The following is a 26,186-nucleotide window of genomic DNA, read 5'->3' as shown; positions in this document are numbered from 1 at the left end:
AAATGACCCGCACGCTGAAGGGCCTCGCCGCCGCACTGCTGCTCTCGACCGCCGGCATCGGCACCGCGCAGACCGACGCGCCCGCCTCCGCGCCCACTTCGACTGCGGCAACCGTGACGGTCCACGCCGACACGCCCGGCCCGACCTATGATCGCCGCATCTTCACGCAGTTCGCGGAACACCTCGGTACCGGCATCTATGGTGGCCTGTGGGTCGGCGAAAAGTCGAAGATCCCCAACGTCCGCGGCTTCCGCACCGACGTCGTCACCGCGCTGCGCGGGATCGGCGTGCCGGTCGTGCGCTGGCCCGGCGGCTGCTTCGCCGACGAATATCACTGGCGCGAGGGGATCGGTCCCAAGGCCAAGCGCCCGGTCAAGATCAACACGCATTGGGGCGGCGTGACCGAGCCCAACACGGTCGGCACGCACGAGTTCATGGATCTCGCCGGACAGCTCGGCGCCGAGGCCTATATCGCCGGCAACGTCGGCAACGGCACGCCGCAGGAAATGGCCGAGTGGGTCGAATACATGACCTCGCCCTCGGGAACGCTCGCCGACGAGCGCGCCAAGAACGGCCACAAGGCGCCGTGGGCCGTCCCGTATTTCGGCGTCGGCAACGAGCTGTGGGGCTGTGGCGGCAACATGCGCGCCGAATATGCCGCCGACGTGACGCGGCGCTACGCCACCTTCATCAAGGCGCCCAAGGACACGCGCGTGATGAAGATCGCGAGCGGCGCCAACGTCGACGACTATAACTGGACCGAGACGATGGCGCGCGAGCTGGTCGGCAAGGTCGATGCGCTGTCGCTGCATTACTACACCGTCCCCGGCGGCTGGCCGCCGCGTGCGTCGGCGACCGTGTTCGACGAGCGCGGCTGGGCCGAGACGCTGTCCGAGACGCTTCGGATGGACGAGCTGATCACCAAGCATGCGGCGATCATGGACAAGGTCGATCCGAAGAAGACGATGTGGCTCGCGGTCGACGAGTGGGGCACGTGGTATGCCGGCGATCCGGGCACCAACCCGGGCTTCCTCCGTCAGCAGAACACGCTCCGTGATGCGCTGGTCACGGCGATCAACCTCAACATCTTCGCCAAGCATGCCGACCGCGTGAAGATGACCGCGATCGCACAGATGGTGAACGTCTTGCAGGCGATGATCCTGACCGACGGCAGCAAGATGGTGCTGACGCCGACCTATCACGTGTTCGCGATGTACAAGCCGTACATGGACGGCACGGTCCTGCCGATCGACATCAAGTCGCCCTGGTACAACAAGGACCAGTGGACGATGCCGTCGGTCAGCGCCTCCGCCGTGCGCGGCAAGGACGGCGTGGTACGGATCGCGCTCTCGAACCTCGATCCGAACAAGCCGACCAGCGTCTCCGCGGCGCTGCCGGGCGTGACCGCGCAAACCGTCACCGGGCAGGTGCTGACCGCGCCGACGATGACTGCGCTCAACACCTTCGAGGCGCCCAATGCGGTCGCACCGACGGCGTTCAACGGCGCCAGCCTCAGCGGCGGCACCTTGTCGGTGACGCTGCCGCCGATGTCGGTGGTGATGCTCGAACTGAAATGACCGTGACGCCCGCCGGAGCAACCGGCGGGCGCACAGACCGGGAGAGAGACGATGGCCGCACCACGATGGGTGACCGGACTGATCGCGCTTACGCTCGCGACTGGCGTGACGGCGCAGACCGCGGAAGCACCGCCGACACGCGGGGCACTCAACGCCAGCCTGACGGGAGACATCGCGCCGGTCCACGACCCGGTGATGATCCGCGCGGGCAATACCTATTACGTCTACGGCACCGGGCTCGACGGCCAGATGCTGAGCGCACGCACCTCGCCCGATCTGGTCCACTGGACCGCGGGCACGCCGCCGCTGACGCGCCTGCCCGACTGGGCGACGAAGGCGGTGCCGGGCACCAAGGGGATGTGGGCGCCCGACATTTCGCGCGGCACCGATGGGCGCTACCGGCTCTATTACTCGGTCTCGACGTTCGGCTCGAACCGCTCGGCGATCGGCCTTGCGACCAGCCCGACGCTCGATCCCAAGGCGCCCGGCTATGGCTGGCGCGACGAGGGGCTGGTGGTGATGTCCACGGCCAAGGACGATTTCAACGCGATCGATCCCAACCACGTCGTCGATGCGCAGGGCCGCGAATGGCTGTCGCTCGGCAGCTTCTGGACCGGCATCAAGCTGTTCGCGCTGAACCCCACGACCGGCAAGCTGCTCGCCCCGAATGAGAAGCCCCACGCGATCGCCCGCCGTCCCGCACCCGCCGGCGGACCCGCTCCGGTCGAGGCGCCGTTCATCATCGGCCATGGCGGCTATTACTGGCTGCTCGCGAGCTACGACTATTGCTGCAAGGGCGTGAACAGCACCTATTACACCGTCGTCGGCCGATCGAAGGCGATCACCGGACCGTATCTCGGCAAGGACGGCAGTGCGATGATGCAGGGCGGGGGCACGATCTTCCTGCGTGCCGATCTCCAGGAGCAGCAACGCTTTCGCGGGCCCGGCCATCCCGGCGTCATGCACGACACCGACGGCAAGGATTACGTCGTCTACCACGCGTACGACCGGACCAAGAATGGCGCGCCGACGCTGCGGATCGCGCCGATCAACTGGGGCGCCGATGGCTGGCCCGTAGCGGAGTATTGACGATGACGGATCTGAACCGCCGCCTGTTCCTCGCCGGCGCCACTGCGGCATCGGCGAGCGGCGCGATCGCGCGACTGCCCGGCGGCACCCCCGCTGTGGCTCCGGTGCCGAACAACCCCGTCGTCCGCCAGCGCGCGGATGCGCAGGTGTTCCGCCACACCGACGGCTATTATTACCTGACCGGGTCGGTGCCCGAATACGACCGGCTGGTGCTGCGGCGTTCGCGCACGCTCGCCGGGCTGACCACCGCGCGCGAGCAGATCCTCTGGCGCCATCTCGCCAGCGGCCCGCTGTCGGGCTTCATCTGGGCGCCCGAGCTGCACCTGATCGACGGCCGCTGGATCATGTATTTCGCGGCCGGCCCGAGCGGCGGCGGCGAGGACGTGTTCCGCATCCGCACCTATGCGCTGGTCGCCGACGGTCCCGATCCGATGACCGCGCGCTGGTCGGTGCTGGGCCAGCTCAAGACGCCGTGGGACAGCTTCAATCTCGATTCGACCTCGTTCGTCCACCGCGGCACGCGTTATCTGTGCTGGGCGCAGCGCGAGCCGGGGATCGAGACCAACAGCAACCTGTATCTGGCGCCGCTCGCCACGCCGATCACGCTCGCCAAGCCGCCGATCCGGATCGCGGTACCGACGCTCGACTGGGAAATCCAGGGCTACAAGGTCGCCGAAGCGCCGTCGCTGCTGGCGCGCAACGGCAAGCTGTTCATCACCTATTCGGCGAGCGCGACCGACGCACGCTACTGCCTCGGGCTGATCACCGCAGACGCCAATGCGGACATCATGAAGGCGGATTCCTGGACGAAGTCACCCAAGCCGGTGTTCGTCTCGTCGTCGGTGACGGGCGTGTATGGCCCCGGCCACAACAGCTTCACGGTCGACGAACAGGGTCGCGACGTCCTGGTTTATCATGGCCGCGATTATGCCGCGATCAAGGGCGATCCGCTGTTGGATCCGAACCGTCACACGCGGATGCAGCGGCTGTATTACACCGCCGACGGCACACCCGATTTCGGCATCCCGGTCGGTAACGGACCGGTGCCCGACCGGTTCTCGCCGGCCAGCGACAGGACGACCTTCCTCCGTCACGACGGCGATAGGGTCTCGGTCGGGCGTGGCGACATTCCCTCCAGCCAGTTCCGGCAGATGCCGGGGCTCGCGGGCAGGGGGAGCGTCTCGCTCGTGCCGATCGATGCGCCCGATCGCTATCTCGTCGCGCAGGCCGACGGACGGATCGGTCTCGCCACGAAGGATGCGAGCCGCGCCTTTGCGGAACGTGCGAGCTTCCTGCCGCAGCCGGGTTTGAGCAACGCTAAAGGCGTGACCTTCGCCGCGCTCGGCAAGCCCGGCATGGTCCTGCGTCATACCGCGGGTGGCGTGGCGTTGGGGACCGCGACGCGCCCCGCCGACCGTGCCTCCGCCACGTTCCTGGTGAGCTGAGGATGACGCTGTCGCTCGACCGCCGCACGCTGCTCACCGGCACGTTGGCGGCCACCGCGATCGGCGCCGCAGGTCCGGCGCGCGCGAAGGACGCGCCGCGCCTGCTCGCGCCGACCCCGCCGATGGGCTGGAACAGCTGGAACAGTTTCGCGACGACGATCACCGAGGCGCAGGCGATCGAGACCGCGACGATCATGGCGGAAAAGCTGCTGCCGTCGGGCTATGATATCTTCACCGTCGATATCCAGTGGTACGAGCCGGGGGCAAGCAGCTACACCTACGCGACCAAGCCGAAGCCGGTGATGGACGATTATGGCCGGTTGCTGCCCGCGCCGAACCGGTTCCCGTCAAGCGCCGGCGGCAAGGGATTCCGTCCGCTCGCCGACCGCGTCCACGCGCTCGGCCTGCGGTTCGGCATCCACCTGATGCGCGGCATTCCGCGGCTCGCGGTGGAGCGCAACCTGCCGGTGTTCGGGACGAAATACCGCGCGCGCGACATCGCCGACACCGCCAGCATCTGTGCCTGGAACCCGGACATGTACGGCGTCGACATGCGCAAGCCCGGCGCGCAGGCCTATTACGACAGCGTGTTCGCGCTCTACGCATCTTGGGGCGTCGACCTGGTCAAGATGGACGACATGAGCCGTCCCTATGACGCGCATGCCCCCGAGATCGAGGGCGCGCATGCCGCGATCGTCGCGACCGGGCGCCCGATCATCCTCAGCCTCTCGCCCGGGGAAACGCCAGTCCCCCGCGCCGATCACGTCCGCCATTTCGCACAGATGTGGCGGATCAGCGACGATTTCTGGGACGAATGGCCGCTGCTCGAAGCGCAGTTCACCCGGCTGGAGAACTGGAACGCGCACCGCGTGCCGGGCGGCTGGCCCGACGCGGACATGCTGCCGCTCGGGCGCCTCGCGCTCGGTGCGCGCGATACCAAGTTCACGCCCGACGAACAGCGCACCCTGATGACCCTCTGGTCAATCGCGCGTTCGCCGCTGATCATGGGCGGCGACCTGCGTCATCTCGACCGCCCGACGCTCGACCTGCTGACCAATCCCGAGTTGATCGCGGTCAACCAGTCGAGCTACGACAACCAGCCGCACTTCGTCGCCGATGGCATTCGCGTCTGGTCGGCGCGCGTGCCGGGTTCGAAGGACCGCTATCTCGCACTCTTTAACACAGACAAAAGCGAGCGTTCCGTGCAGCTTCGCCTCGCCATGATCGCCCTCAACGGGCCGGTCGGCGTCCGTGATCTCTGGGCTCGGCGCGATCTGGAGCGGGCCTCTGGTACGCTGACGAAGAGCCTGCCGTCACATGGTGCAGCGCTGTATCGGCTTACCCCCGGCTGACCGTTCTGCGGGCTTTATCCGGCACATTGCCTGGCAAATTAACGCTTGCATCAATGCCCGCGTTCTCATAGCGAATGTCCGAGTAATACCGACTGCGGATAAGGTCGGATGGATATGTCAGGGAGAGGCCAAATGGCGATGAAATCGTTGATTCTGTGTTCCGCATCGATCGCAGCCCTGGTGCTGGCCGCGCCCGCCAACGCGCAGGCCGTGCCGACCACGCCGCAGGATCAGACCGACCTGCCAGCGACCGGCACGCCCGCGCGCGTCGATGGCGACACCGTCCAGACGCCGCCCGCACCCGGCCAGCCCGCCACCGACCAAGTAGCAACCGACCAGACCGACGAGGATATCGTCGTCACCGGCGTCCGCGCCTCGATCGTCGGCGCGCTGAACGTCCGCAAGGCCTCGACGCAGATCGTCGACTCGATCGTCTCGGAAGACGTCGGCAAGCTGCCCGACAACAACGTCGTCGAGGCGCTCCAGCGCGTCACCGGCGTCCAGGTGACCAACCGTACCGGTGGCGAAGCCGCGGCGATCTCGATCCGCGGTCTTCCCGATGCGCTGACCACGCTGAACGGCCGCAACATCTTCACCGCGGCGGGGCAGGCGTTCGCGTTGCAGGATATCTCCGCCAACCTCGTCAAGCAGGTCGACGTCTACAAGACGCGCGCCGCCGAGCAGATCGAGACGGGCCTCGCCGGCCAGATCGACGTCGCCACGCGCCGCCCGTTCGATTTCGACGGGTTCGCGATTTCCGGCCTCGCGCGCGGCATCTACAACGAGCAGGCGGACACCTATAATCCGAATGCCGCTCTGCTGGTCAGCAATCGGTGGGAGACGGGGATCGGCGACATCGGCGTCCTGGTGAACGGGAGTTACACGCGCACCAAGTACCGCGATCAGACGATTACCGCAGGCGCATTGGTGCCGTTTGCAACCGAGACACCGGCCGCGGGCTCCGGCCTCGTGCCGCTCCAGCGGATCTTCCCGGGCGACAACAACGCGAACTGGACGCCGGGGCTTGATCGCGGGCTGTCCACGGCGCCGGGTTCGACGCTCAACATCAATGGGGTCGATACCCCCTATTATCTGTCGCGCGATGCGATCTTCAGTTCCGATCTGTACGGCAAGCGCGAGCGGCCCTCGGCCAACATCGCGTTGCAATGGGCGCCGAACAGCAGCTCGGTCTACACCGCCGAAGTGTTCTACGCCGGCTTCCGCGGCGAGACGTTCAACAGCCTGCAATTCAGCTTCGTCGATCAGCCGACCAACCAGCCCGTCGGGCTTTACGACGGTACCAACATCGTCAAGACGCGCTCCTCGAGCAACGTCTACGGCTTCAACAGCGGCGACTATAACCGGTCGAAGACCGACGCCTTCGTCTATGCCCTGAACGGCAAATGGGACGTCGGCGAGCACGGCAAGATCATCGGCGACGTCGCCTATCAGACCAGCAAGGTCACCAGTTCGTTCACCGCGATGCGGACCGAACGTACGGCCAAACAGATCGATGTCGACTTCAACGCGGGCGGTGGCATCCCGTCCTATCATTTCGACAATGACGCACTCCTGACCGATCCGACGCAGTGGAACATCGGGCAGTTCTACGACAATGCCAACCGCGACAAGGGCAGCGCGCTGACCGGCACGCTCGACGGCTATTATGGCTGGGACGAGGGCTTCCTTCGCCAGATCAAGGCGGGCTTCCGCTATGACAACCGCAAGGCATCGACGTCGGTCCGGACACAGGATGCCGGCGTCCTGGGGCGCAACCTGTCGACGCTGCCGTCGGAAGCGCTGTTCACCAATTCCGACTTCTTCGACGGCAAGAGCGATTCCCCGAGCAGTTGGGTGCTGCCGAACGGCTATTGGCTGAACGCCAACGCCGACACCGTGCGCGGTCTCTACGGGCTGAAGACGTCCGACCAGCTGTCGCTGCAACGCGTGTTCGACATCGATGAGACGACGCTCGCCGCCTATATCCAGGCCGATGGCGAGGTCTCGATCTTCGGGCGGCCGCTGAAGCTTCAGGCCGGCGTGCGGCACATCACCGTCGATACCGACTATAATTTCTTCGATCGCTACAATAACGGCGCGCAGACCTTCGTGTCGACCGGGTCGGAGCGCTGGTTGCCGAGCTTCACGGCGCGGTACGAGCTGACCGACACGCTGCGCGTCCGGTTCAACTACGGCCAGACGCTGCGCCGGCCGAACTTCACCGACATCAACCCGAACTTCAACCTGGTCGGCGATCTGACCAATGTCGGCTATGGCAGCGGCACCGCCGGCACCGCGACGCTGAAGCCGACGCATTCGAAGAACTACGACGTCGCGGTCGAATGGTATTTCGACCGGAACAGCGCGATCTTCGTGACCGGGTTCCGCCGCGAGGTCGACGGGCTGGTCGTGCCGCTGACCATCCGCGAGACCATCCTGAACAACGGGATCGTCGCCGGCGCCACCAACTCGTTCGCGATCACGCGGCCCGTCAACGCCTCGAACGGCGTGCTCAAGGGCGTCGAGCTCGGCCTGACCTATTTCCCCGATTACCTGCCGGGGCCGCTCAAGGGCCTGGGCTTCCAGGGCAGCCTCACGGTGCTCGATTCGAAGCAGAATATCCCGCTGTCGGATGCCGCGGGCAACATCACGGGCCAGGCGTCGTCGCCGTTCTTTGGTGTGTCGGACCTGTCGTACAATGCGACGCTGGCCTATGATCGCGGTCCGGTCGGTGCGCGCCTGTCGTATATCTGGCGCAAGGCGTTCCTCGCCAACAACGAGGCACGGCTATTCGCCAATCCGATTGGCGTCTGGCGCAACCCGGAGAAGAGCCTCGATCTCCAACTCACCCTGAACGCGACCGACCGCCTCGGCTTCACCTTCGACGCGGTGAACCTCCTCAAGGCGAAGCAGCAGACCTATTACAAGTTCGAGGACGTCGGCGGTCCCGAGCAGTTCAATCTCGGAACGACGCTGCTCAGCCGTACCTTTGCGATCGGTGCGCGCTATACGTTCAAGTAATTCGGCCACATAAGTACGGTCAAAAGGAGAGGCGGAATGTTCGGACGTGTCATGAGGCCGATCCTTCGTCTCTCCCTGCTGCTCGGCGCGGCCGTCCCGGTCGTCGCCGCGCCGGCGGTGACCGCACCGCCGCTCGACACCCACCGCATCGCCCGCGACCGGTTCGGCAACGACGCGCCCTGGTACGAAAACCGTATCCCGTTCTTCGCATCCGCCGATCCCAAGCTCGACGCGGTCTATTATTACCGCTGGTCGCTGTTCCGCGCGCATCAGCGCGATCTCGGCGCCGACGGGTATATCTCGACCGAGTTCCTCGATGACGTCGGCTGGCAGCTCGAACCCTATGCCAGCCTGAACGACGCCACCGGCTTCCACCTCGGGGAGGGGCGCTGGCTGCGCGACCGGCGCTTCGCCGACGATTATATCGATTTCATGTACCGGCGCGGCAACGACCGCCACTTCACCGATTACATGGCGGACTCGGTCTATGGCCGTTTCCTCGTCGACGGCGACAAGGCAGGCGCGATCCGCCACCTGACGGCAATGCGGCGGCTGTACGCCGCGTGGAACGACCATTTCGACACGAGCAAGGGGCTGTACTGGGTCGAGCCGCTGCTCGACGCGACCGAATACACGATCTCCTCGATCGACGCGTCGGGCGGCAAGGACGGCTTCCGCGGCGGCGATTCCTTCCGCCCGTCGATCAACGCGTACATGTACGCCAACGCCCGCGCGATCGCCCGGCTGTCGACCCTGACCGGCGACACGGCCGGCGCCGCCGAATACGACGCGCGTGCCGCCGCGATAAAGGCGCGCGTCCAAGCCAGCTTGTGGAGCGAACCGCTCGGCCACTTCATCGATCGCTACAAGGTCGACAACGCGTTCGTGAAATACTGGGCGCCGATCCGCGGACGCGAACTCGTCGGGTATCTGCCCTGGACGTTCGACCTCGCCGACGACGATGCGAAGTTCGCGGCAGCCTGGACGCATCTGCTCGCCAGGGACGGGCTGGGCGGCCCCGCCGGCATGCGGACGGTCGAGCCGAGCTACGAACATTACATGCGGCAATATCGCTACGAAGGCACCGCGCCCGAATGCCAGTGGAACGGCCCGATCTGGCCGTTCCAGACCACGCAGGTGCTGGCCGGCATCGCCAACCTGCTCGATCATTATCACCAGTCGACCGTGACGCGCGGCGATTACATGCGGTTGCTGCGGCAATATGCGGCGCTGCATTACCAGGGCGACCGGCTCGACCTTGAGGAGGATTACCACCCCGACACCGGCCGTCCGATCGTCGGGCTGGCGCGCAGCCATCATTATTTCCACTCGGGGTTCGCCGACCTGATCCTGACCGGGCTGGTCGGGATACGCCCGCGCGCGGACGACATGCTCGAGGTCAATCCGCTGCTGCCCGGCGCTGCCGACCCGCAAGGGCTGGCGTGGTTCCGGATGCAGGACGTGCCCTATCACGGCCACAACATCGCGGTGACGTGGGATGTCGACGGCCGGCATTATGGCGGCACGCCGGGCCTGACGATTGAGATCGACGGCCGGCGCGTCGCGCACAGCCCCACGCTGTCGCGCCTCGTCGTGCCGGTTGCGCGCGCGGCCGTTCCCCGACGCGACCGACCGATCGACCGCCCCATCGACCGGGCGGTGCAGCTCGTCCGCGGTGCCTTCCCCAAGGGTAGCGCGTCGGGCGCCACCGACGCGGAAAACGTCCATGACGCGATCGACGGTCGTGTCTGGTTCTTCCCCGAACTCGCCAACGGATGGTCGTCCGCCAAGGTGCCAGCCGCATCTTCGTCCAAGCCGTCGCCCCAGTCGTCACCCAAGCCGTCGGCCCCGCAGTGGTATGCGGTCGACTTCGGCAAACCGGTCACGGTGTCGCGCGCGGAACTGGCGTTCTTCGCCGACGGCAAGGACTTCGTCGCCCCGCGCTCGCTCCGGATCCAGATCTGGGATGGCACGCGCTGGACGCCGCTCGGTGCGCCGGCCACGCCCGTCGCGAACGGCATTACGGCGGTCGGATGGACGCCCGTCTCGACCAGCAAGATCCGGGTCAGCTTCCCGCAGGCACCGGCGAAGCGCACCCGGTTGGTCGAATTCAAGGTCTTCTGACCGCCGCCATTCGCCGGACCGGCGGCGCGTGCGTGCGGCCCCGCTTCGTCAGCCGAACCGTATTCATCAGCCGAACCGTACCCGGTTCACGCACACCCGAGGTGTCCGGAGCGGTCCCGAAACCATGCCGCCGCCGGACATGCGGACCGGTACGACGATCCGCCCGAACGCGACACGCTGCGTGATCGATGCATAATCGGCGGCCTCCTGCCGAACCGCGCTCATTGAAACGTCGCCCCGGCCGCCATCGCTTTAGACGGGCTCAGACCCTGTTGTTCGAGGAACTGGTTGAGCCCGGCCACGAGTTCCTGCGCGGCGGCGCTGGTCAGCGCGATCCGGCCGACGACGACGCGGTCGACGCCCGGCGGTTGCCGCGTGTGATCGCAGCGTGCGCTCTCCAGCGTCAGCACGATCACGCCGTTCAAATTGGCGAGCCCGGTGAACCCGGTTGCGAAGATTTCCGGCGCGAACGGATTGTCGACGATCGGGGGCGACGCCGCGGGGCGGATGGGTTCCGGTGCCGAGACACCCTTGATGGCAACGCGCATACTGGACCTTTCACGAAGCGGACGAGGCTGCTGCCCGCGACGTCCCGCTAGGATCGGCGGGTGTCCCGCGAATGTCGCGCGCCGCATCGTGTGACATGATTGCGACATACCCGGACACGACCGGGCCGATCGCCGGGTGCGCGCAGCGGTTGGACGGGCCATGTTACAGGCTTGCCATCGCCCGACACGGCGGAACATTTTGGGGAAACATCCCCCCCATAGCGCCGCGGTTCACCCCCCGGAGACGCAGGCATGAAGTTCGATTTTGGCGCCGGTTCCCTGGCCTTGGTCATGGCAGGGACGCTGGGAACGCCCGCGCGTGCGCAGACGGCTCCCCCGACAACCCCTGCAGCTCCGGCGCCCCCTGCAAGCCCGTCGACGGCCAAGCCTGTTCCGGCACCCGCTGGCATCACGGTGTCGCCGACCATCAAGACCCTGCGCGTCGAGGGCTCGCAGCGAATCGAGCCCGAGACCGTCCTCAGCTACACCAAGCTGCGCGTCGGCAAGCCCTACACCACCGAGACGCTCGACCAGGCGCTGAAGGATCTTCAGGCCAGCGACCTGTTCGCCGATTACTCGATCGCCGGCGTCGCCGATGGCAATATCGTGCTGCGGGTGCGCGAGAACCCGATCGTCAACCGCATCGTGATCGAGGGTAACAAGGCGCTGAAAAGCGACAAGATCACCAAGGAGATCAAGCTCGCGCCGCGCCAGATCTTCACGCGCACCGCGGTCCGCCAGGATATCGCCCGGATCATCGAACTTTATCGCCGCCAGGGCCGGTTCGGAGCGGTCATCGACCCCAAGATGGTCAACCTCGACCAGAACCGCGTCGATGTCGTGTTTGAGATCAGCGAGGGCCCCAAGTCGAAGGTCCGCCAGATCAACATCCTCGGCAACACCGTCTTCTCGCAGGATCAGATCCGCGCGCAGATGGCGACCAAGCAGGCGCGCTTCAAACGTCTGCTCTCGTCGGCGACCAGCTACGACCAGGATCGCCTCAGCTACGACCAGCAGAAGCTCCGCCAGTTCTATCTGACGCAGGGCTATGCCGATTTTCGCGTGACCTCGGCCGTGGCGGAACTGACGCCCGACAAGAAGGACTTCATCATCACGTACGTGGTGGAGGAGGGGAAACGCTACAAATTCGGCGACGTCACCGTCGACAGCCAGATCCGCGACTTCGACAGCAAGAAACTCGCCGCCACGCTGCCGCTCAAGAAAGGCGACTGGTACAACGCCAAGCTCGTCGAGGATTCGGTCGATAACCTCAGCCAGACCGCAGGCCTGTTCGGCTACGCCTTCTCCGAAGTGAACCCGGAGTTCGCGAAGGACGCCGACACGCTGACGATGGGGATCAACTTCAACATCGCCGAGGCCAAGCGCACGTACGTCGAGCGCATCGAGATCAACGGCAACACACAGACCAAGGACAAGGTCGTCCGCCGCGAAATCCGCCTTGCGGAGGGCGACGCGTTCAACAGCTTCCAGGTCAAGCGCTCGGAGGACCGGATCAACTCGCTCGGCTATTTCCAGGACAAGATGACGATCAAGCAGCTGCCGGGCTCCGCGCCCGACCGCGTGATTCTGGAAACCAACCTCGAGGAGAAATCGAGCGGCGAGCTGCAACTCTCCGCCGGGTATTCGAGCCTCGAAAGCTTCATCGCCTCGGCCAGCATCACGCAGCGCAACTTCCGCGGCATGGGCCAGGAACTGCGCGCCAATGCCAGCCTGTCGAGCTATTCGAAATCGGTCAGCCTGGGCTTTACCGAACCGTATATGTTCGACACCAACGTGGCGCTCGGCGGCGACATCTTCCGCCGCGACTACAGCTCGTACAGCACGACCGGCGACAGCAACGACACCACCTACGAACAGGTCTCGACCGGCTTCCAGATCCGCGCGGCCGTTCCGCTCACCGAATATTGGTCCGCCACCGCGCGCTACGGGCTGTCCTACGATCAGGTCACGCTCGACGAGGACACCTATTACACCAACGGCGCGTGCGATCCGGCGATCGCCGGCGCGTATCTGTGCGACGCGGTCGGCAATCGCTGGACCTCGTCGGTCGGCTATTCGCTGGTGTTCGACAATACCAACAGCCGCGTCCGCCCGACAAAGGGCAGCAAGCTCAGCATCAGCCAGGATTTCGCGGGCCTCGGCGGCGATACCAAATATATCCGGAGTACCGCCAACTACACCAAGTACATGAACCTCGGATCGAGCTTCATCCTGTCGGCGCATGCCGAGGGCGGCTACATCAAGGGGCTGGGACAGGACGTCCGGCTTACCGACCGCTTCTATCTCGGCGATCCGCAGATGCGCGGCTTCGACATCCGCGGCGTCGGCCCCCGCGTGACGCGCACCTATTACGACACCTCGACCGTCCCCGCGACGCTGTCGACCAGCGACAGCTCGAACACCCAGACCGCGCTCGGCGGCACGACCTATTACCAGGCGCGCCTCGAACTCGAACTGCCGATGGGGTCGGGCGCGCGCGAGCTTGGCCTGCGTCCGTCGATCTACATGGACGTCGGCGCGGTGTTCGGCGGCAAGAAGCCCACGCTGACCGAAACCTGCGCCGCCGCCAACGCCGCCTCGGTCGCGTGCGTCGCGGGCACCCGCCAATATACCGATGGCTCGGGCAATCTCCTGTACCTCGACACCGCCGGCGCCAGCACCACCACCAACACCGGCACGCCGTACACCTATTCGCTCGGCACCTATAAGGAGACCTATTCGGGCAATACCGCCAGCCCGCGCCTGTCGGTCGGCGTCGGCGTCAACTGGACCTCGCCGTTCGGCCCGCTGCGCATCGATCTGGCGAAAGCACTGCTCAAGGCCCCCGGCGACGACGACAAGCTCATCACCTTCAACATCGGCGGCCAGTTCTAGACGGACGTGGTGCGGTTGATCCTGGAGCGGTGTGCGAAGGGATACCCGAATTGCCGGAGGATCGCCGCCAGTCATCCGTGAGATAGGACATAGTTGGGTAGGCCGATCACGCAGGCGAGTGTTATTTTCGTCCAATAGAGTCGTTGCTGATCTAAAACAGTTTGACCTCGGGCCGACGATACGTGTTCTGAACCTACTCGGTCTGGGGAGGCCGTGGGCGTGTCTTACACCGCAGTGCTAGGGTGAAACCCGGAGAGTAAGTGTCGAACTATGTCGACCACTCTCCGTGGCTTAGCAGGTGTCGACGCGGTATTTGGTTCAAGCGCTATCCGGGGGGATTACGTCAGTGAGAGCAGGGGTTTTGACCGTCTTCCATCGCATATGGGGGGCGCTTCGGGAGGCTTTGCGGGTGCCGCCGCTCGTTACGCTTGCCCGGACACAGTTTTCTGGCGGCGGTCGCTGTCATTCGTGCGGGGACGAAGTGGCGATTAGCGAAACCGAATGCACCGGTTGCTGGTCCGAACGCCACGTCTGACGACGCTGCTTTTTCGATAAAGAGAATTTGATCATGACAACTGCTGGTTCGCGGGGGCGAGGTCGTTCGACCTGGCTCTATCTCCTCGCGGTGGTGTTGGCGGCCTCCGCCGGATTCTGGGTTGCTGCGATCTCGTTTCAGTACAAGCTGAAGCCGTATTTCTATGCAGTGAAGATCATCAACAAGCTGTCGGCATTCGATCCGAACAAGGACTTCGTGTACCGGACCCTGTCGACGCTGTTCATCGAGCAGCCGTATCGAAAGGACGTCACGTTCCTGGGGGATTCGATCGTCGCGTTCGGCAAATGGGATGTGCTGCTGAAGGGGGTCGACGTCGACAACCACGGTATTCCGGGCGATACGACGCAGGGGCTCCTGCTGCGCCTGGGCCGGAACGAGGTCGTCGGGCGGACCGCGATCGTCATGCTGGGCGTCAACGACCTCAAGATGGAATTGCCGCGCGCGGAGACCGAGGCGAACCTTCGGGGCATCTTGCAGGCGCTTCGCGGCAAGCGCGTGATCCTGGTCGCGACGCTGAAGACCGGCATCCCCTCGACCAATGCGAAGCTCGCCCCGATCATCGAATTTGAGCGAAAACTCTGTATGGCCCCAACCTGCACCTACCTAAACCCCAATCGCGCTCTGGCGCCGATGGGGTATTTGAAGCCCGAATACACAGTGGACGGCGTGCATCTCAACTGGCGTGGTTATCGTACGCTCGCCAATCAGATAGCAGTCGCCGAGTTCTGATCGGCCCAACGCGCGCTAGGTGCGAACCACCTGCGAGAAGTCGGCTCGAGGCCCATCACTGCGACCCAATCCTCAGCGCGCCGAACTCCGTGGCGGGGGCTTGGGCCGAGGAATTGATGTCCAGCCAATTCCCATACAAAGCCCTTGAGCGCCTGTCTGCAAGCAATGCCGTTACGGACTAGGATTGCCTCTCGGCCAAAGTCGCCGGCGCTGGATCGAGAATTTCGAGAAACGGACGAAGTTTGGTGCACCCGACTGGTCTCCGTTAATCGCGCCAGCTCAATATGTTGGCTTGGCTAACCGGCAAGCCGCCGGCCACGGAATCCTGCGGCTCTCCGCCAAACTGGCTAACCGGGCGTGAGCACTCTCGCGCGCTCTTTCAGCGAGGTCACGACAGGCATCCGTGACCGCGCACGCTCGAACTCCCCTGTGCGCCGCAACAGCCACAATGCTGGCGGTTCCGAGGTGTCCCTATGGCGCACGCACAACACGTTTCCGAAAACCGAGCACAACGCGCGGATGCGTGCGGCCGAGGCGTTCGAGCATGAAACAAAGCTGCCGGGGAAGCGCAACGGTGCCCTCGGTTCGATCGGCCTCGACGTCCTGCGCTGCCTGCTGCGCCTGCGAGGGCGTAAGGACGGCCGGCTCGATCCGACCTATCAGTGGATCGCTGACAAGATACACAAGTCGCGTAGCGCCGTTGTCGAGGCCGTCGCACGCCTGAAGGCATGCGGCTTCCTCGACTGGATCCGGCGGTGCGTACCGATCGAGGACGCACTGCCCGATGAGCAGCAGAGCGAGCAAATCTCGAACGCGTTCATCCTGCTACAGCCGCCAACGGTGCGCGAGTGCGTTCGCCGTATGCTTCGTAAGCCTAGCGAGTTCGTCCGCGCGGTTGCTGAGAAGCTGGCACGACAGAAGAAGCTGGACACGGCCACAGTCGACGACGTGATCGCCGAAGTCCAGAGCCCCGAACTGCGCGCCATCCTCGCCCGGGTGCGCGCTTTTGTTGATAGTGCAAATCCGCCGAGCGGTCACACAGAGGCCCTGTAAGATCTAAATATAGGAGGAACGCCTTTGGCGTGCGCAGTTTGAAGCTCCACCAAGCCCCCGAGGCCCCGAACCCAACGGGTTCAGCATCCAGCGACGGCGGGTGAGCGTGCCGGCTTGCGCCGTCCCGTGCATCCTGGGGAGGATGGGCAAATTCGGTGCCATTTCAATCATTCACTTCGCTCTGCTGCCAAACCGTGTGCCCGATGGCTCAAACGAAAGGGAAGCGAAGCCCTCGCTTTCCAGCACTGGGAGGCAGAAACCTGTCGCTCCGTATGCATGGCCTTCTGTACGGTCTACACACAACGCGAAATTTATCGGTAACATCAGTTCGACGACAAAACGCGGACACTCAGGGACGACCTTGCAGTTCGCCCCTCGGCAGCCTTCCGCTCCCTTGCCTGAGGACGCACTTTACCGATTGTCCCGCGCCCTTCTTTCGCCGAAAGCTATCAACCTCTCATTCCGTCCAGCCTGATATTCTGCGGCTGTTATAGGCTCGCAATTTCGGTCGTTCATTGCGATAGTCGCGGCGCAGTGGGGCGATCCGCCCGTTAAGCCGAGGTAGACGGTCTAGGATGAGTAACGTGCCAGACGCAGACGAGTTAAATGTACGAATAATTCAGGGCGATGCTCTCGATGCGTTGGATACGGTTGTAGACGGTAGCGTTCAACTCGTTGTCACCTCTCCGCCCTATAATATCGGTAAGGCGTACGAGAGGGACAGTAAAATGTCGCTCGATGAATACTTTGAATGGTTGAATCCGATTATAGAAAAAATCTGTTCAAAGGTTTCAAGTACTGGCAGCATATGTTGGCAAACCGGAAATTTTGTACGAGGCGGCGAAATAGTGCCACTCGACGCTTTTTTTTATCACGTTTTTGTAAAGGCCGGATTTAAGCTTAGGAATCGGATAATATGGCGGTTCAATTTTGGATTACACGCAAATAAGCGGTTTTCTGGGCGATATGAGACGTTACTTTGGTTCACCAAAGGTGATAGCTACACATTCAACCTAGACCCCGTTAGGGTCCCGCAAATTTATCCCGGAAAGCGTCATTCTGCAGCGAAGGACGAGGGCCGGGCAGGTAAGCCAAGCGGGAATCCCAAAGGCAAAAACCCGGCAGATTTTTGGACTTTCTCAGCTTCTGACGCCTTTCATGACGACCCGGTCTGGGAGATCCCGAACGTCAAGGCTGCGCATCCGGAAAAGACCATCCATCCTTGTCAGTTTCCACATGAACTCGTCGAACGGTGCATTCTGGCCCTGTCCGCACCCGGTGACCTTGTCATGGATCCTTTCTTGGGGGCTGGTACCACGGCAATTGCCGCCGTTAAGTCTGACAGACGGGTAGTGGGCATCGACAAAAGTGAAGCTTATGTCGCGCTAACCATTGATCGACTAGCTAAGCTTCAAGTCGGCGATCTAAATCTGCGACCCTCGGCCAAAGCGATAAGAGTTCCCAGGGCGGGGGAGCGAGTTTCGAAAATACCAGACGAATGGGTTAAGGGGGCGGTATAATGGCGAAAGCACCGGTCGGGAAAAAGATTAAAAAGAAGGTTCTTTCAGCCAAAGAGAAAGCTGACGCAAAGCTGCAAGGCGACCACCGTAAATTTGTCAGGTCTGTGATCCAGGGGGTTGGTTTTAACCGCGCCACTGGTTTATCTGATAAAGAGTTTACGTTCGATAATCAGACGTCAGACTTTGATGATATATTTGTCTATGAGAATCTGATTCTTTTGGCAGAGTATACTACTTCGCAAAGTTCGGCTGTCGGTGGACACCTCAAAAATAAAAAGATCATTTATGATAAGATCATTGCTAACCCAGTTGGATTTATAGACTTTTTAAAGGAAAAATTTCCAAAATCAGTCGACCAATTTCCCAAAGGCTATCACAAGACAAAATTAGTCGTTAAGATTCTTTATTGTTCAAGATTCGATTTCGATGGGCATCATCGCGAAAACATCAACCAGATCAGCTATCTCAACTACTCAGAGCTTCGATACTTTGTATCGGTAGTAGCCGCTATAAAACGCTCTGCTAGGTTCGAGTTCATCCACTTCTTGGGACTTGATCTCAAGCAAATAGGCGAGAATGGTTCGCTTGATATAAGTTCTTCATCTAAGGATTACCACGGATCCATTCTGCCAGAAGCTCATTCGAATTTCGACGATGGATACAAGGTTGTATCTTTTTATGCAGACCCGGACGTACTTTTGCGAACGTCGTATGTTCTTCGAGCTGACGGCTGGCGAGATTCTTTGAACGTTTATCAAAGAATGATATCACGCGCAAAAGTTGAGGGAATTCGCGCCTATCTTAAAAAAGAAAAGCGCGTTTTCATCAACAATATTATTGTTACTCTTCCTTCGGACGTAAAGCCTTTGGATGTGGATAACAATACCATCGACGCTAAAGGTTTGATAGATACAGCGCCGGTAAAAATAAAGCTTCCGAGTAAGCCGAATTCCGTTGGGTTGATTGATGGACAGCACCGGGTTTTCGCATATTACGAGTCGGAAAAGGATGATGTTGAGATTGCTGCGCTTAGGAAGCAGCAGAATCTCCTTGTGACTGGAATTATCTATCCCGTTGGAATGCAGGCTATCGCTCGAGAGAAATTCGAGGCGAAGCTTTTTCTAGAAATCAACTCAAATCAAACAAGTGCTAATTCGACGTTGAAGCAGGCGATTGGAATGGTCCTAGATCCATTTTCTAACGAGTCTATCGCTGCGAGAACTCTAGCAGGGCTCGCGAGAACAGGGCCGCTCGCGGGGTATATCCAACAGTACTTTTATGACACTGACAAGCTGAAGACGACTTCGATCGTTAGTTACGGGCTAAGGCCACTGGTCAAAACAAAGGGTCAAGACTCTATCTTCAAAATATGGAGCCATGCTTCGAAAGAGGATGTCAGCAGCCAGTCCAATGATGAAGCATTGGAGGAGTATGTAAAGTATTGCGTTTCTGTAATTAATATCATGCTGGGTGCTGTTAAAAGTCGCGTGGGTTCCGCGCGATGGGTCACCGACAAAAAAGTCGACGGATACATACTAACGACCACATATATTAATAGCATCTTAATAGTGTTAAGAATGTTGATTGAAAATGACAAAGATATATCATTTGATGCATTGTCAAAAAATCTTGTAGGTCTAGAGAAGTTTGACTTTAGCCAGTATAGGTCAAGTCAGTACAATGCTATGGCGATAAAAATCGTCGAGACATACTTCAAATGAATATAATCAATATTGCGTGATTTCGTTTAAGTATTGTGAGGTTAATATTTAGCAGGCGCCACGGTTTGTTGTATCGGTTGCGGGGGCGTGAGACGAACTACGCCCCCGCTGAAACTGCACCTAAACGCAACGTGATAAGCTCCTCCCTGCGAGCGTGCCTATAGGAGCTAGGCGGGATGAGCCCGATTTCAAACGCACCTTTTCCGACACGATAAGAACCGCTGGCGAGGCGGGGGAATTACGTGTTTCGTGGGGTCGCGGATGGCAATAGGGAGCGGACGGTCGACGATGCAATATCCTTGCGACCAACTTTCTCTGATCGCCGGCATACGTGAATTCGGTGCAGCAGCTAAAACACACGTCTGCCTTTCTCATGCGATTTAGGTGCGGCAATCTGCATCCGACCGATGCGCTCGAAACCGCCCCTAAAGGCTAGGCTTTCGGCTCCTCTGCAGCACATCCGCAAACTGCATCCAAAGCCATCAAAAAAGCTCGCGGGCGAGGCGGGGGTTCTTGCGCGATATTTGGGGTCGGCGGGCTGAGGGCGGCGCCCCGTGCTGGTCACCGGCGTGCGATGGTGCCGCTTCGGTCCGTCCAATCGGGCCGCGTCGAGCGCGCGCGTGATCCGCATGCCGTGCAGCGAAAGCGCTGCGCCAGAGGCGGTATCGCCAGATGATCGGGCAGCTGATCCACGTTCACCGATGCGTGATGCCCGCACGCACAGTCTGCCTCGATCGCGCGAACGCCATTGCTCCGCATATTGGCGAGCGTCATCGGCCCTGGCGCTGTCACCCCCGTGCGATCCGGATCAGCCGCTTCCGCTCGCGATCGTCGGCACGCAGGAAGTCGATGACTGGCACACCCTTCGGTACTGGCGGGTCGATGACAACCGCGACGCGGGCACCCTTCCTCCCACACCGGCAGAGCAGCACGGAAGAGAGATGACTGATCTCCATGTAACCTCGTACCTTTGGGTGTCCGGGCGGCGGTTGAATGAACTCGCCGGGCAGCTTCCAAACCTGACGTCCGCACCCGCATGTGATCTGGAGTATGGCCCCGTGTTTCCGGCAATCGAAAAGGGTACGGAGGCTCTTATAGCCCACAGCCGGGCAATCAGGGATCGCGCGTCATCAGGCGCACAACCAATCAAGTTCAGCGTCGTCGACCGCGTCGAACATATCGCCGTCCGCCTGCATCGCTGTGAGATGCTTTCGAACCGCCTCCGGATCGCCGGTCCTCGGGAATCGTCGATCAGCTTGCGCACCTGTCGCCAACTGCCCCACCAGGCCGGTTCTGTCTTTCTGGGTCATCAGCCATTGACCAAACGGCGTTTCGGGCATGGTCGCATCCTCGCATCGAATCGATGCGATAGGCTTTAGTCCGTTCCGTTTATGTTCTCAATCGATGTTCGTGGCCTTCGCATTTTTGCGCGTCGGGAAGACCGGTCCGCGCACTGACAACTGATCCGCCGGGTAGGGCCGCTGAAGCGCAACGACGTCCTCGTAGCTCCCATTCAACCACCGCGCGTGATCGGCTGTGCCCAGCACGGTGATCATGGCCTTCGGATGTATCGGTGCGACCAGTTCATTCGGATCGCACGTGACCATCGCGAAGTATCGCTCTCCACCGATCTGCCGCCAAAACCCGGCGACTGCGAACACGTCCTGGTCGAGGACGTCGAACCACATCTCGCCTTTGATCGGCTTCGTCCCGTCGCCTTGGTCGATCGGCTTGGGCGTCCATTCGCAAAACTCGGTCAGCGGCACCAGGCAGCGGTTCTCCGGCTTCGCGGCGAGGGCCTTCCACTGCGGCAGTCCAAGGTTGCGCACGTTCGTCATTGGCCATGGCGCCTGGCCGGCCGTGACGTCCCAATGCATTACGTCGAGGCCGCGAGTGCCGTCCTGCTCGCGAACGACATATGCCCGGCTCTTGGGATAAAGCTCCTTCGGGTTGAAGCGGTTATCCATCGGCTTCGGCGTCAGCCATTCCCCACCGAGTCGCTCGACGATTGTGTCGGGTTCGCCGCTGAACCTCGCACGATTGCACATCAAATGAACTCCGCGACTGAGGCGACGATAAACGCGATCGTGAGTATCACGAGGCCGGTCACCTCAAAAGCCAACCACGCAGAGTTTTTGCCAATTCGTGAAGGACGCCGTGCTCAATCCGGATCCGAAGCGAGGTTGACAACGGATTGTAAGAAAGTTCTCCTGCATGAACCACGAATCGGGAGACAGTTATGCTCAAGAAAATGTTGTCGTCCATCGCACTCGCATCATTCTTTGCAGTCGGGGTAACCGCTCCCGTTCAAGCGCAAGGCAAGAAGCAGGAATATGTGATTGTCTGGTATACGGATGAATCCCAAACAGCGATCTCCGGACAGCGCATCGGCTTCTGTGATGGCACGACTTTCAGAAGTGGCGTGCCAACCTTGTTCGAAGAAGAGACCTACTACGGCTGCTAAAACACGGGCTCAGGTGCGCCCTCCAGAGAATAGCGAGGGGAGGCCAGCTCGGGCCTCCCCACATTGTGACGCAGCCAGCTTTACTGGCGGCGGAGGATACTGCGAAAGGCGAGCGAACCCATTCGGCGTGATGCGCGCGTAGCTAATGATCGTTTCCGATCCTTACGCCCGGTGAACGGTCGTCGTCTTGTGCTCTGCAGAAACTCGGGGCGTATGCCAAACGTGAAAGCTATTTGGCGGGCGCTATCGCGCGCGGCGTGAACCGGACGGCTTCGAAACCGACGCGATCGTTGATCTCCATGAACGCCATCTGCAGCGGCAGGATCTCTAGCTCGAAGAACATGTCGACGGCTTCGCTGATCTTGCCGAGCTGCGAGCCCTGCGCCGGCACGATCCCCAGCACGGACGGCGGGGTGCGGTGTGCCGCCAGCACGTCGTCCCGCGTCGCGTTCTTGATCCCGAGGAACTCGTCCTTGGCACCCACCTCGGCGATCGGCAGGATCTTGATGCTACCCTCCTTGCCGCCGGGCGCGTGGACGAACAGGTTCTTGAAGTTGCCCGGGCCCTTCGAGTTCTTCAGCGCGTCGCGCAGCTCGTCGGTGTCGTTCTCGTCGATGTCGCCGGTAGCGTAGAGGATATACCCGGCGTGGCTGCCGTTCAGGTAGTAGCGACGCCGGAACAGCGTCGCCGCCTCGTTCAACAGCGCCGACTGCAGGGCGCTGAGATATTCGGGCACCCCGTAGATCTCCTGATTGATGTCGGGTTGCATGATCTGGATGACGCTGCCCGGCTTGAACGCGGTCGCTGCGGCAAGCCCCGGCGACCAGAAGAACTCGCCGTCCACGATCCCGCGGCGCGTATATTTAGCGAGGCTATGATCGAGTCGAAGGACCCCACCGATCACGTTGTCGCGCCGCTCGACATAGGCGTTACCGAACACGAGATAGTCCTGCACTGCGCGACCAAACGCCGATCGCGACAGGACCGGCACCGTCGACGCGCCGCGCGTCACCGGATCGAACGACGCGACCAGCAGGTTGCGCTTGAGCATGATCGCCGAGCTGTGATGCGGCGATACGCGGAAAGCGCGCGCGAGGCCGTCCAGCGACAAGGGCGGCTCGTACCAGCGGTCGGTCTTGTAGCATTCGACCATGTCCATGATCTCGCGGCGGTTCAGTACCGGCTCGGGATCGCCGAACGAGAACGCGGTTGTCTGACTGGTTCGCGCAGGGATGTTCGCGCCGAAGGCGGGCAGCTGGTCCATTAAAATAGCTCCATTCGCGTCTTCGGCCGCACCTGACCGTCGAGGGGTTCGTTGATGAAAATGTGCATCGCCGCCCAGGCGAGATCGCCGTGGCCGACCGCCTCGGTGCGGCTCGTTCTGAAGGTGACGCTCTTGCCGCTCTGGGTGAGGGCCTTCTTGATCGACAGGAATGCCGACTGCAGGTCGATCCACCCGGCGTCGTATTCGACGCGCTGGCGGGCGAAGGTGTGCTGTGCCTTCATGACCAGGCCGGTCTTCACCTCGAGCGAATATTCGATCGCGACGACGCCGCGGACCTTGGCGTCGCGCAGGATCTGATAGACCGCCGCGCCGATGCCCTTCTTGTCGATGCCGAGATAGGTGCAATTGTAGCGCGCCAGGCGTGCACGAACGAACTCGGCCTGCGCCTGAAAGTCGCCCTTGATCTGATGGCGTTCGAGCAGCTTGAACTTCCCGCCGGGGCCGTCGGGCGGCAGCGCGATCACCAGCGCGGCGTTGTCACCGTCCTCGCTCTCTTGCGGATCGTAGCCGGCCCAGACCTCGCGGTTGCCGACCGGCCGTTTCGCCAGCATGTCGACGTCGGTCCAGTCGACCATGGCATCGACCGCGCACCGCTGCAGCTCGTTGAACTTGAACGCCGACAGGCTGTCGTCGACGAACTGGCACATGAGCAGGTTGGCAAATTCGTCGGGCGCATATTCGATGCGCAACTCGTCGAGGTTGAACAGGTCGCAGCCGCGCGCCGCGGCGTCCTCGATCGTGACGATCTGTCGCCAGACCTGATCCTCGCACAACACGCCCGCCTGTAGCCGGGCGTGCGAAACGTCGATCTCGATCCGGTCGGCTTTCTTGACCCGCCGGTTGCGCCGCTCGCCCGTCCAGTACGGATGGCCCTGATGCGCGATCGTCGAAGGCGTCGAAAAGTAGGTGCGGCGCCAGCGCTTATGCATCGCCATCGCGCTGGCGACCTTGTTGAGTTCCTCGAACCCGTAGGTCCAGAAGAACTCGTCGAAGTAGAAATTGCCGTGATAGCCCTGCGCGGTGCGGGCGTTCGTGCCGAGGAAGATCAGCTCAGCCGCGGGCTCGCCTTCGGGGATCGTGTCGGCGGTCAGCACGATCGGGTCGCCCTGCAGCTTCACGCCGACGCGGGCCGCGAACTGGACGATGTAGTTGCGGAAAATGTGCGCCTGGTTCTTCGACGCCGACAGGAAGATCTGGTTGCCGCCTCCGCGTAGCGCGTCGAGCAGCGCCTCGCGGGCGAAATACCACGTCGCGCCGATCTGGCGTGACTTCAGGATCATGCGGGAGCGCTGATCCTTCGCGCCCCACCAATCCTCCTGATACCCGAACAGCTCGTCATGGAAGATCTGCTCGAGCTGCTCGACCTGCTCGGTCGTGAAGTGGTTCTTCGGCTTGCCCGCCTTGCGCTCGCCGGCATTGCGGTTGGCGACCTTCTCGTTGAGATCGCCCTCGTGACCGCCGGGCGCTTCGAACCGGCGGACGCGCGCGGCGCTGACGACGCCGCGCATGAGCAGGTCGATCTCTTTCAGATCGCCCCCGGTCTTCCTGTCCTTCGCGATCAACCCGCAAAGCCGCGCCTCCAGGTGGTCCTCGATCTTGGCGATGCAGGGCGCATCGTCCCATCTGTCGCGATCTTTCCAGCTTTGGACCGTCTTCGGATTGAGGTGCAGTTCCTCGGCGATCTGCGGGATACCCCAGCGCTGCCAATACAGGCTGCGCGCCTGTCGACGCACGTCCACGGGAATCGGGAACGTCGAGGACGGCAACGGCATGCCGGTATCTGCGGGGAGCTTGTCCATGTCGCGGCGGACCTTGCCGCGCGATTGGCGGCATCTGCACCGTGTCTAGGGTGTGGAATGCGATCCCACACCTGCGCACGCTTGAGAGACGCGGCACTTTCGGTCCCTTTGCGGCCTCCAGATGCCGCCTGACGCGGCCCACCGATTTCGAACCCCGAGGGACCGACCGCCATGGGCACCAAGAGCAAGTTCTTCCGCGCATTCGTCGCCGGCCAGACGATCAGCGACGGGCGCGTCATCACCGACGAGATGATCGACGAGGTCTTCTCGACGTTCAACGCCGAGACCTACAGCCCGCGCATCAATATCGAGCATCTGTCGGGCTACAGCCCCGAACCCCCGTTCAACGGTTACGGCGATGTCGTCGCCGTGAAGGTGCAGAACGATGAGTTCACGATCGGCGGGAAGGTCGAGACGCGCAAGGCGCTCTACTGCCAGGTCGATGCCAACGATCAGCTCGTCGCCCTCGTCAACGCCGACCAGAAACCATACCCCTCGGTCGAGCTGACGCCGAGCTATGCTGGCACCGACAAGATCGGCTTGATCGGTCTCGCCTTCACCGACACGCCCGCGTCGATCGGCACGCAGCGTCTACAATTCTCGCGCACCGCACCCGGCACCGTGTTCGCCGCATCGCCTGATGCAGTCACGCTGGAGTTCGAAGCCAAGCCGGTCGAGCCGACCGGTATCGCCGACGCGATCAAGGCTGGCTTTGCCGGTGTCGCCGCCATGTTCAAGGCCAGCGAGCCTGAGAAGCCGAAGACCGAGCCGAAGCAGAAGCCGGCGAACGACAACGATCTCGCCACCTTTGCGGTCGCCATGGGCGACACGATGGCAACCACGCTCGCCGCTGCGCTCAAGCCGATCACGGACGCGCAGACGTCGCTGCAGGGCGAGTTCGCGACGCTGCAGGCCAAGCTCGAAGCCACGCCCGAACAGGGTTTCAGCCGCCCGCCCGCCAATGGCGGCACCGGCGAGCCCGCCACGGACTGCTGACGCCGCCACCCC

19 protein-coding genes are annotated in these 26,186 nt (G+C 62.3%); 13 read left to right on the top strand and 6 right to left on the bottom strand.

What is annotated here, in order from left to right:
- The first annotated feature begins 2 nt into the window (after positions 1–2).
- The 6 genes from H8S47_RS04675 (at position 3) to H8S47_RS04650 (ending at position 10,608) form a co-directional block, all read left to right on the top strand.
- Complete coding sequence (locus tag H8S47_RS04675; protein ID WP_187502796.1) at positions 3–1,577, top strand: alpha-N-arabinofuranosidase; 1,575 nt, start codon at positions 3–5, stop codon at positions 1,575–1,577.
- A 51-nt stretch (positions 1,578–1,628) separates the two neighbouring features.
- A complete protein-coding gene (locus H8S47_RS04670; RefSeq protein WP_187502754.1) occupies positions 1,629–2,666 on the top strand; it encodes an arabinan endo-1,5-alpha-L-arabinosidase in 1,038 nt (345 codons plus the stop codon).
- 2 nt (positions 2,667–2,668) lie between these two features.
- Positions 2,669–4,111 (top strand): family 43 glycosylhydrolase, encoded by a 1,443-nt coding sequence (locus H8S47_RS04665; RefSeq protein ID WP_187502753.1) that lies wholly within the window; start codon positions 2,669–2,671, stop codon positions 4,109–4,111.
- A gap of 2 nt (positions 4,112–4,113) precedes the next feature.
- Positions 4,114–5,463, top strand: coding sequence for a glycoside hydrolase family 27 protein (locus H8S47_RS04660; RefSeq protein WP_187502752.1), 1,350 nt, complete (start codon positions 4,114–4,116; stop codon positions 5,461–5,463).
- A 132-nt stretch (positions 5,464–5,595) separates the two neighbouring features.
- Positions 5,596–8,484 carry a TonB-dependent receptor gene (locus H8S47_RS04655; RefSeq protein ID WP_398456358.1) on the top strand — a complete coding sequence of 963 codons (2,889 nt, stop codon included), beginning with the start codon at positions 5,596–5,598 and terminating at the stop codon, positions 8,482–8,484.
- 36 nt (positions 8,485–8,520) lie between these two features.
- Positions 8,521–10,608: an MGH1-like glycoside hydrolase domain-containing protein gene (locus H8S47_RS04650; RefSeq protein ID WP_235982601.1), complete on the top strand. Its 2,088-nt coding sequence runs from the start codon at positions 8,521–8,523 to the stop codon at positions 10,606–10,608.
- 66 nt (positions 10,609–10,674) lie between these two features.
- Here the strand turns inward: H8S47_RS04650 and H8S47_RS04645 are convergent, their stop codons facing one another.
- Both H8S47_RS04645 and H8S47_RS04640 read right to left on the bottom strand, forming a co-directional pair.
- Entirely contained in the window at positions 10,675–10,833 is a 159-nt protein-coding gene (locus tag H8S47_RS04645) for a hypothetical protein (protein WP_187502751.1), read from the bottom strand.
- On the bottom strand, positions 10,830–11,156 hold the full coding sequence (locus H8S47_RS04640) for a hypothetical protein (protein ID WP_187502750.1): 327 nt from the start codon (positions 11,154–11,156) through the stop codon (positions 10,830–10,832). Before H8S47_RS04640 ends, H8S47_RS04645 begins: the two co-directional genes overlap by 4 nt.
- A 252-nt stretch (positions 11,157–11,408) precedes the next feature.
- On the opposite strand from H8S47_RS04640, the gene bamA reads away from it, so the two are divergent.
- From bamA to H8S47_RS04615, 5 genes are all read left to right on the top strand, one after another.
- A complete protein-coding gene (gene bamA / locus H8S47_RS04635) occupies positions 11,409–14,051 on the top strand; it encodes an outer membrane protein assembly factor BamA (protein WP_187502749.1) in 2,643 nt (880 codons plus the stop codon).
- Between the two features lie 568 nt (positions 14,052–14,619).
- Complete coding sequence (locus H8S47_RS04630; RefSeq protein ID WP_187502748.1) at positions 14,620–15,336, top strand: GDSL-type esterase/lipase family protein; 717 nt, start codon at positions 14,620–14,622, stop codon at positions 15,334–15,336.
- 357 nt (positions 15,337–15,693) lie between these two features.
- Positions 15,694–16,389: a hypothetical protein gene (locus H8S47_RS04625; RefSeq protein ID WP_187502747.1), complete on the top strand. Its 696-nt coding sequence runs from the start codon at positions 15,694–15,696 to the stop codon at positions 16,387–16,389.
- A 575-nt stretch (positions 16,390–16,964) separates the two neighbouring features.
- Positions 16,965–17,909, top strand: coding sequence for a DNA-methyltransferase (locus H8S47_RS04620; RefSeq protein ID WP_187502746.1), 945 nt, complete (start codon positions 16,965–16,967; stop codon positions 17,907–17,909).
- On the top strand, positions 17,909–19,630 hold the full coding sequence (locus H8S47_RS04615; RefSeq protein ID WP_187502745.1) for a DGQHR domain-containing protein: 1,722 nt from the start codon (positions 17,909–17,911) through the stop codon (positions 19,628–19,630). Before H8S47_RS04620 ends, H8S47_RS04615 begins: the two co-directional genes overlap by 1 nt.
- Positions 19,631–20,760: 1,130 nt before the next feature.
- Here H8S47_RS04615 and H8S47_RS04610 read toward each other — a convergent pair.
- Positions 20,761–20,970, bottom strand: a complete 210-nt coding sequence (locus tag H8S47_RS04610) for a YozE family protein (RefSeq protein WP_187502744.1) — start codon at positions 20,968–20,970, stop codon at positions 20,761–20,763.
- Between the two features lie 57 nt (positions 20,971–21,027).
- Complete coding sequence (locus H8S47_RS04605) at positions 21,028–21,678, bottom strand: SOS response-associated peptidase family protein (RefSeq protein WP_187502743.1); 651 nt, start codon at positions 21,676–21,678, stop codon at positions 21,028–21,030.
- 191 nt (positions 21,679–21,869) lie between these two features.
- On the opposite strand from H8S47_RS04605, the gene H8S47_RS04600 reads away from it, so the two are divergent.
- Positions 21,870–22,094 carry a hypothetical protein gene (locus H8S47_RS04600; protein ID WP_187502742.1) on the top strand — a complete coding sequence of 75 codons (225 nt, stop codon included), beginning with the start codon at positions 21,870–21,872 and terminating at the stop codon, positions 22,092–22,094.
- Positions 22,095–22,323: 229 nt separating this feature from the next.
- Here H8S47_RS04600 and H8S47_RS04595 read toward each other — a convergent pair whose 3' ends face one another.
- Positions 22,324–23,358 carry a phage portal protein gene (locus tag H8S47_RS04595; protein WP_187502741.1) on the bottom strand — a complete coding sequence of 345 codons (1,035 nt, stop codon included), beginning with the start codon at positions 23,356–23,358 and terminating at the stop codon, positions 22,324–22,326.
- A complete protein-coding gene (locus tag H8S47_RS04590) occupies positions 23,358–25,178 on the bottom strand; it encodes a terminase large subunit domain-containing protein (protein WP_187502740.1) in 1,821 nt (606 codons plus the stop codon). The genes H8S47_RS04595 and H8S47_RS04590 overlap by 1 nt, the downstream gene beginning before the upstream one ends.
- A gap of 171 nt (positions 25,179–25,349) precedes the next feature.
- Between H8S47_RS04590 and H8S47_RS04585 the strand changes: the two genes are divergently transcribed.
- Positions 25,350–26,174 (top strand): GPO family capsid scaffolding protein, encoded by an 825-nt coding sequence (locus H8S47_RS04585; RefSeq protein ID WP_187502739.1) that lies wholly within the window; start codon positions 25,350–25,352, stop codon positions 26,172–26,174.
- Positions 26,175–26,186: the final 12 nt, after the last annotated feature.

The organism is Sphingomonas albertensis (genome assembly GCF_014358075.1).
GTDB lineage: Bacteria > Pseudomonadota > Alphaproteobacteria > Sphingomonadales > Sphingomonadaceae > Sphingomonas > Sphingomonas albertensis.
The sequence above is the reverse complement of the archived record's forward strand: the minus strand, read 5'-3'. Positions and strand labels throughout refer to the sequence as shown.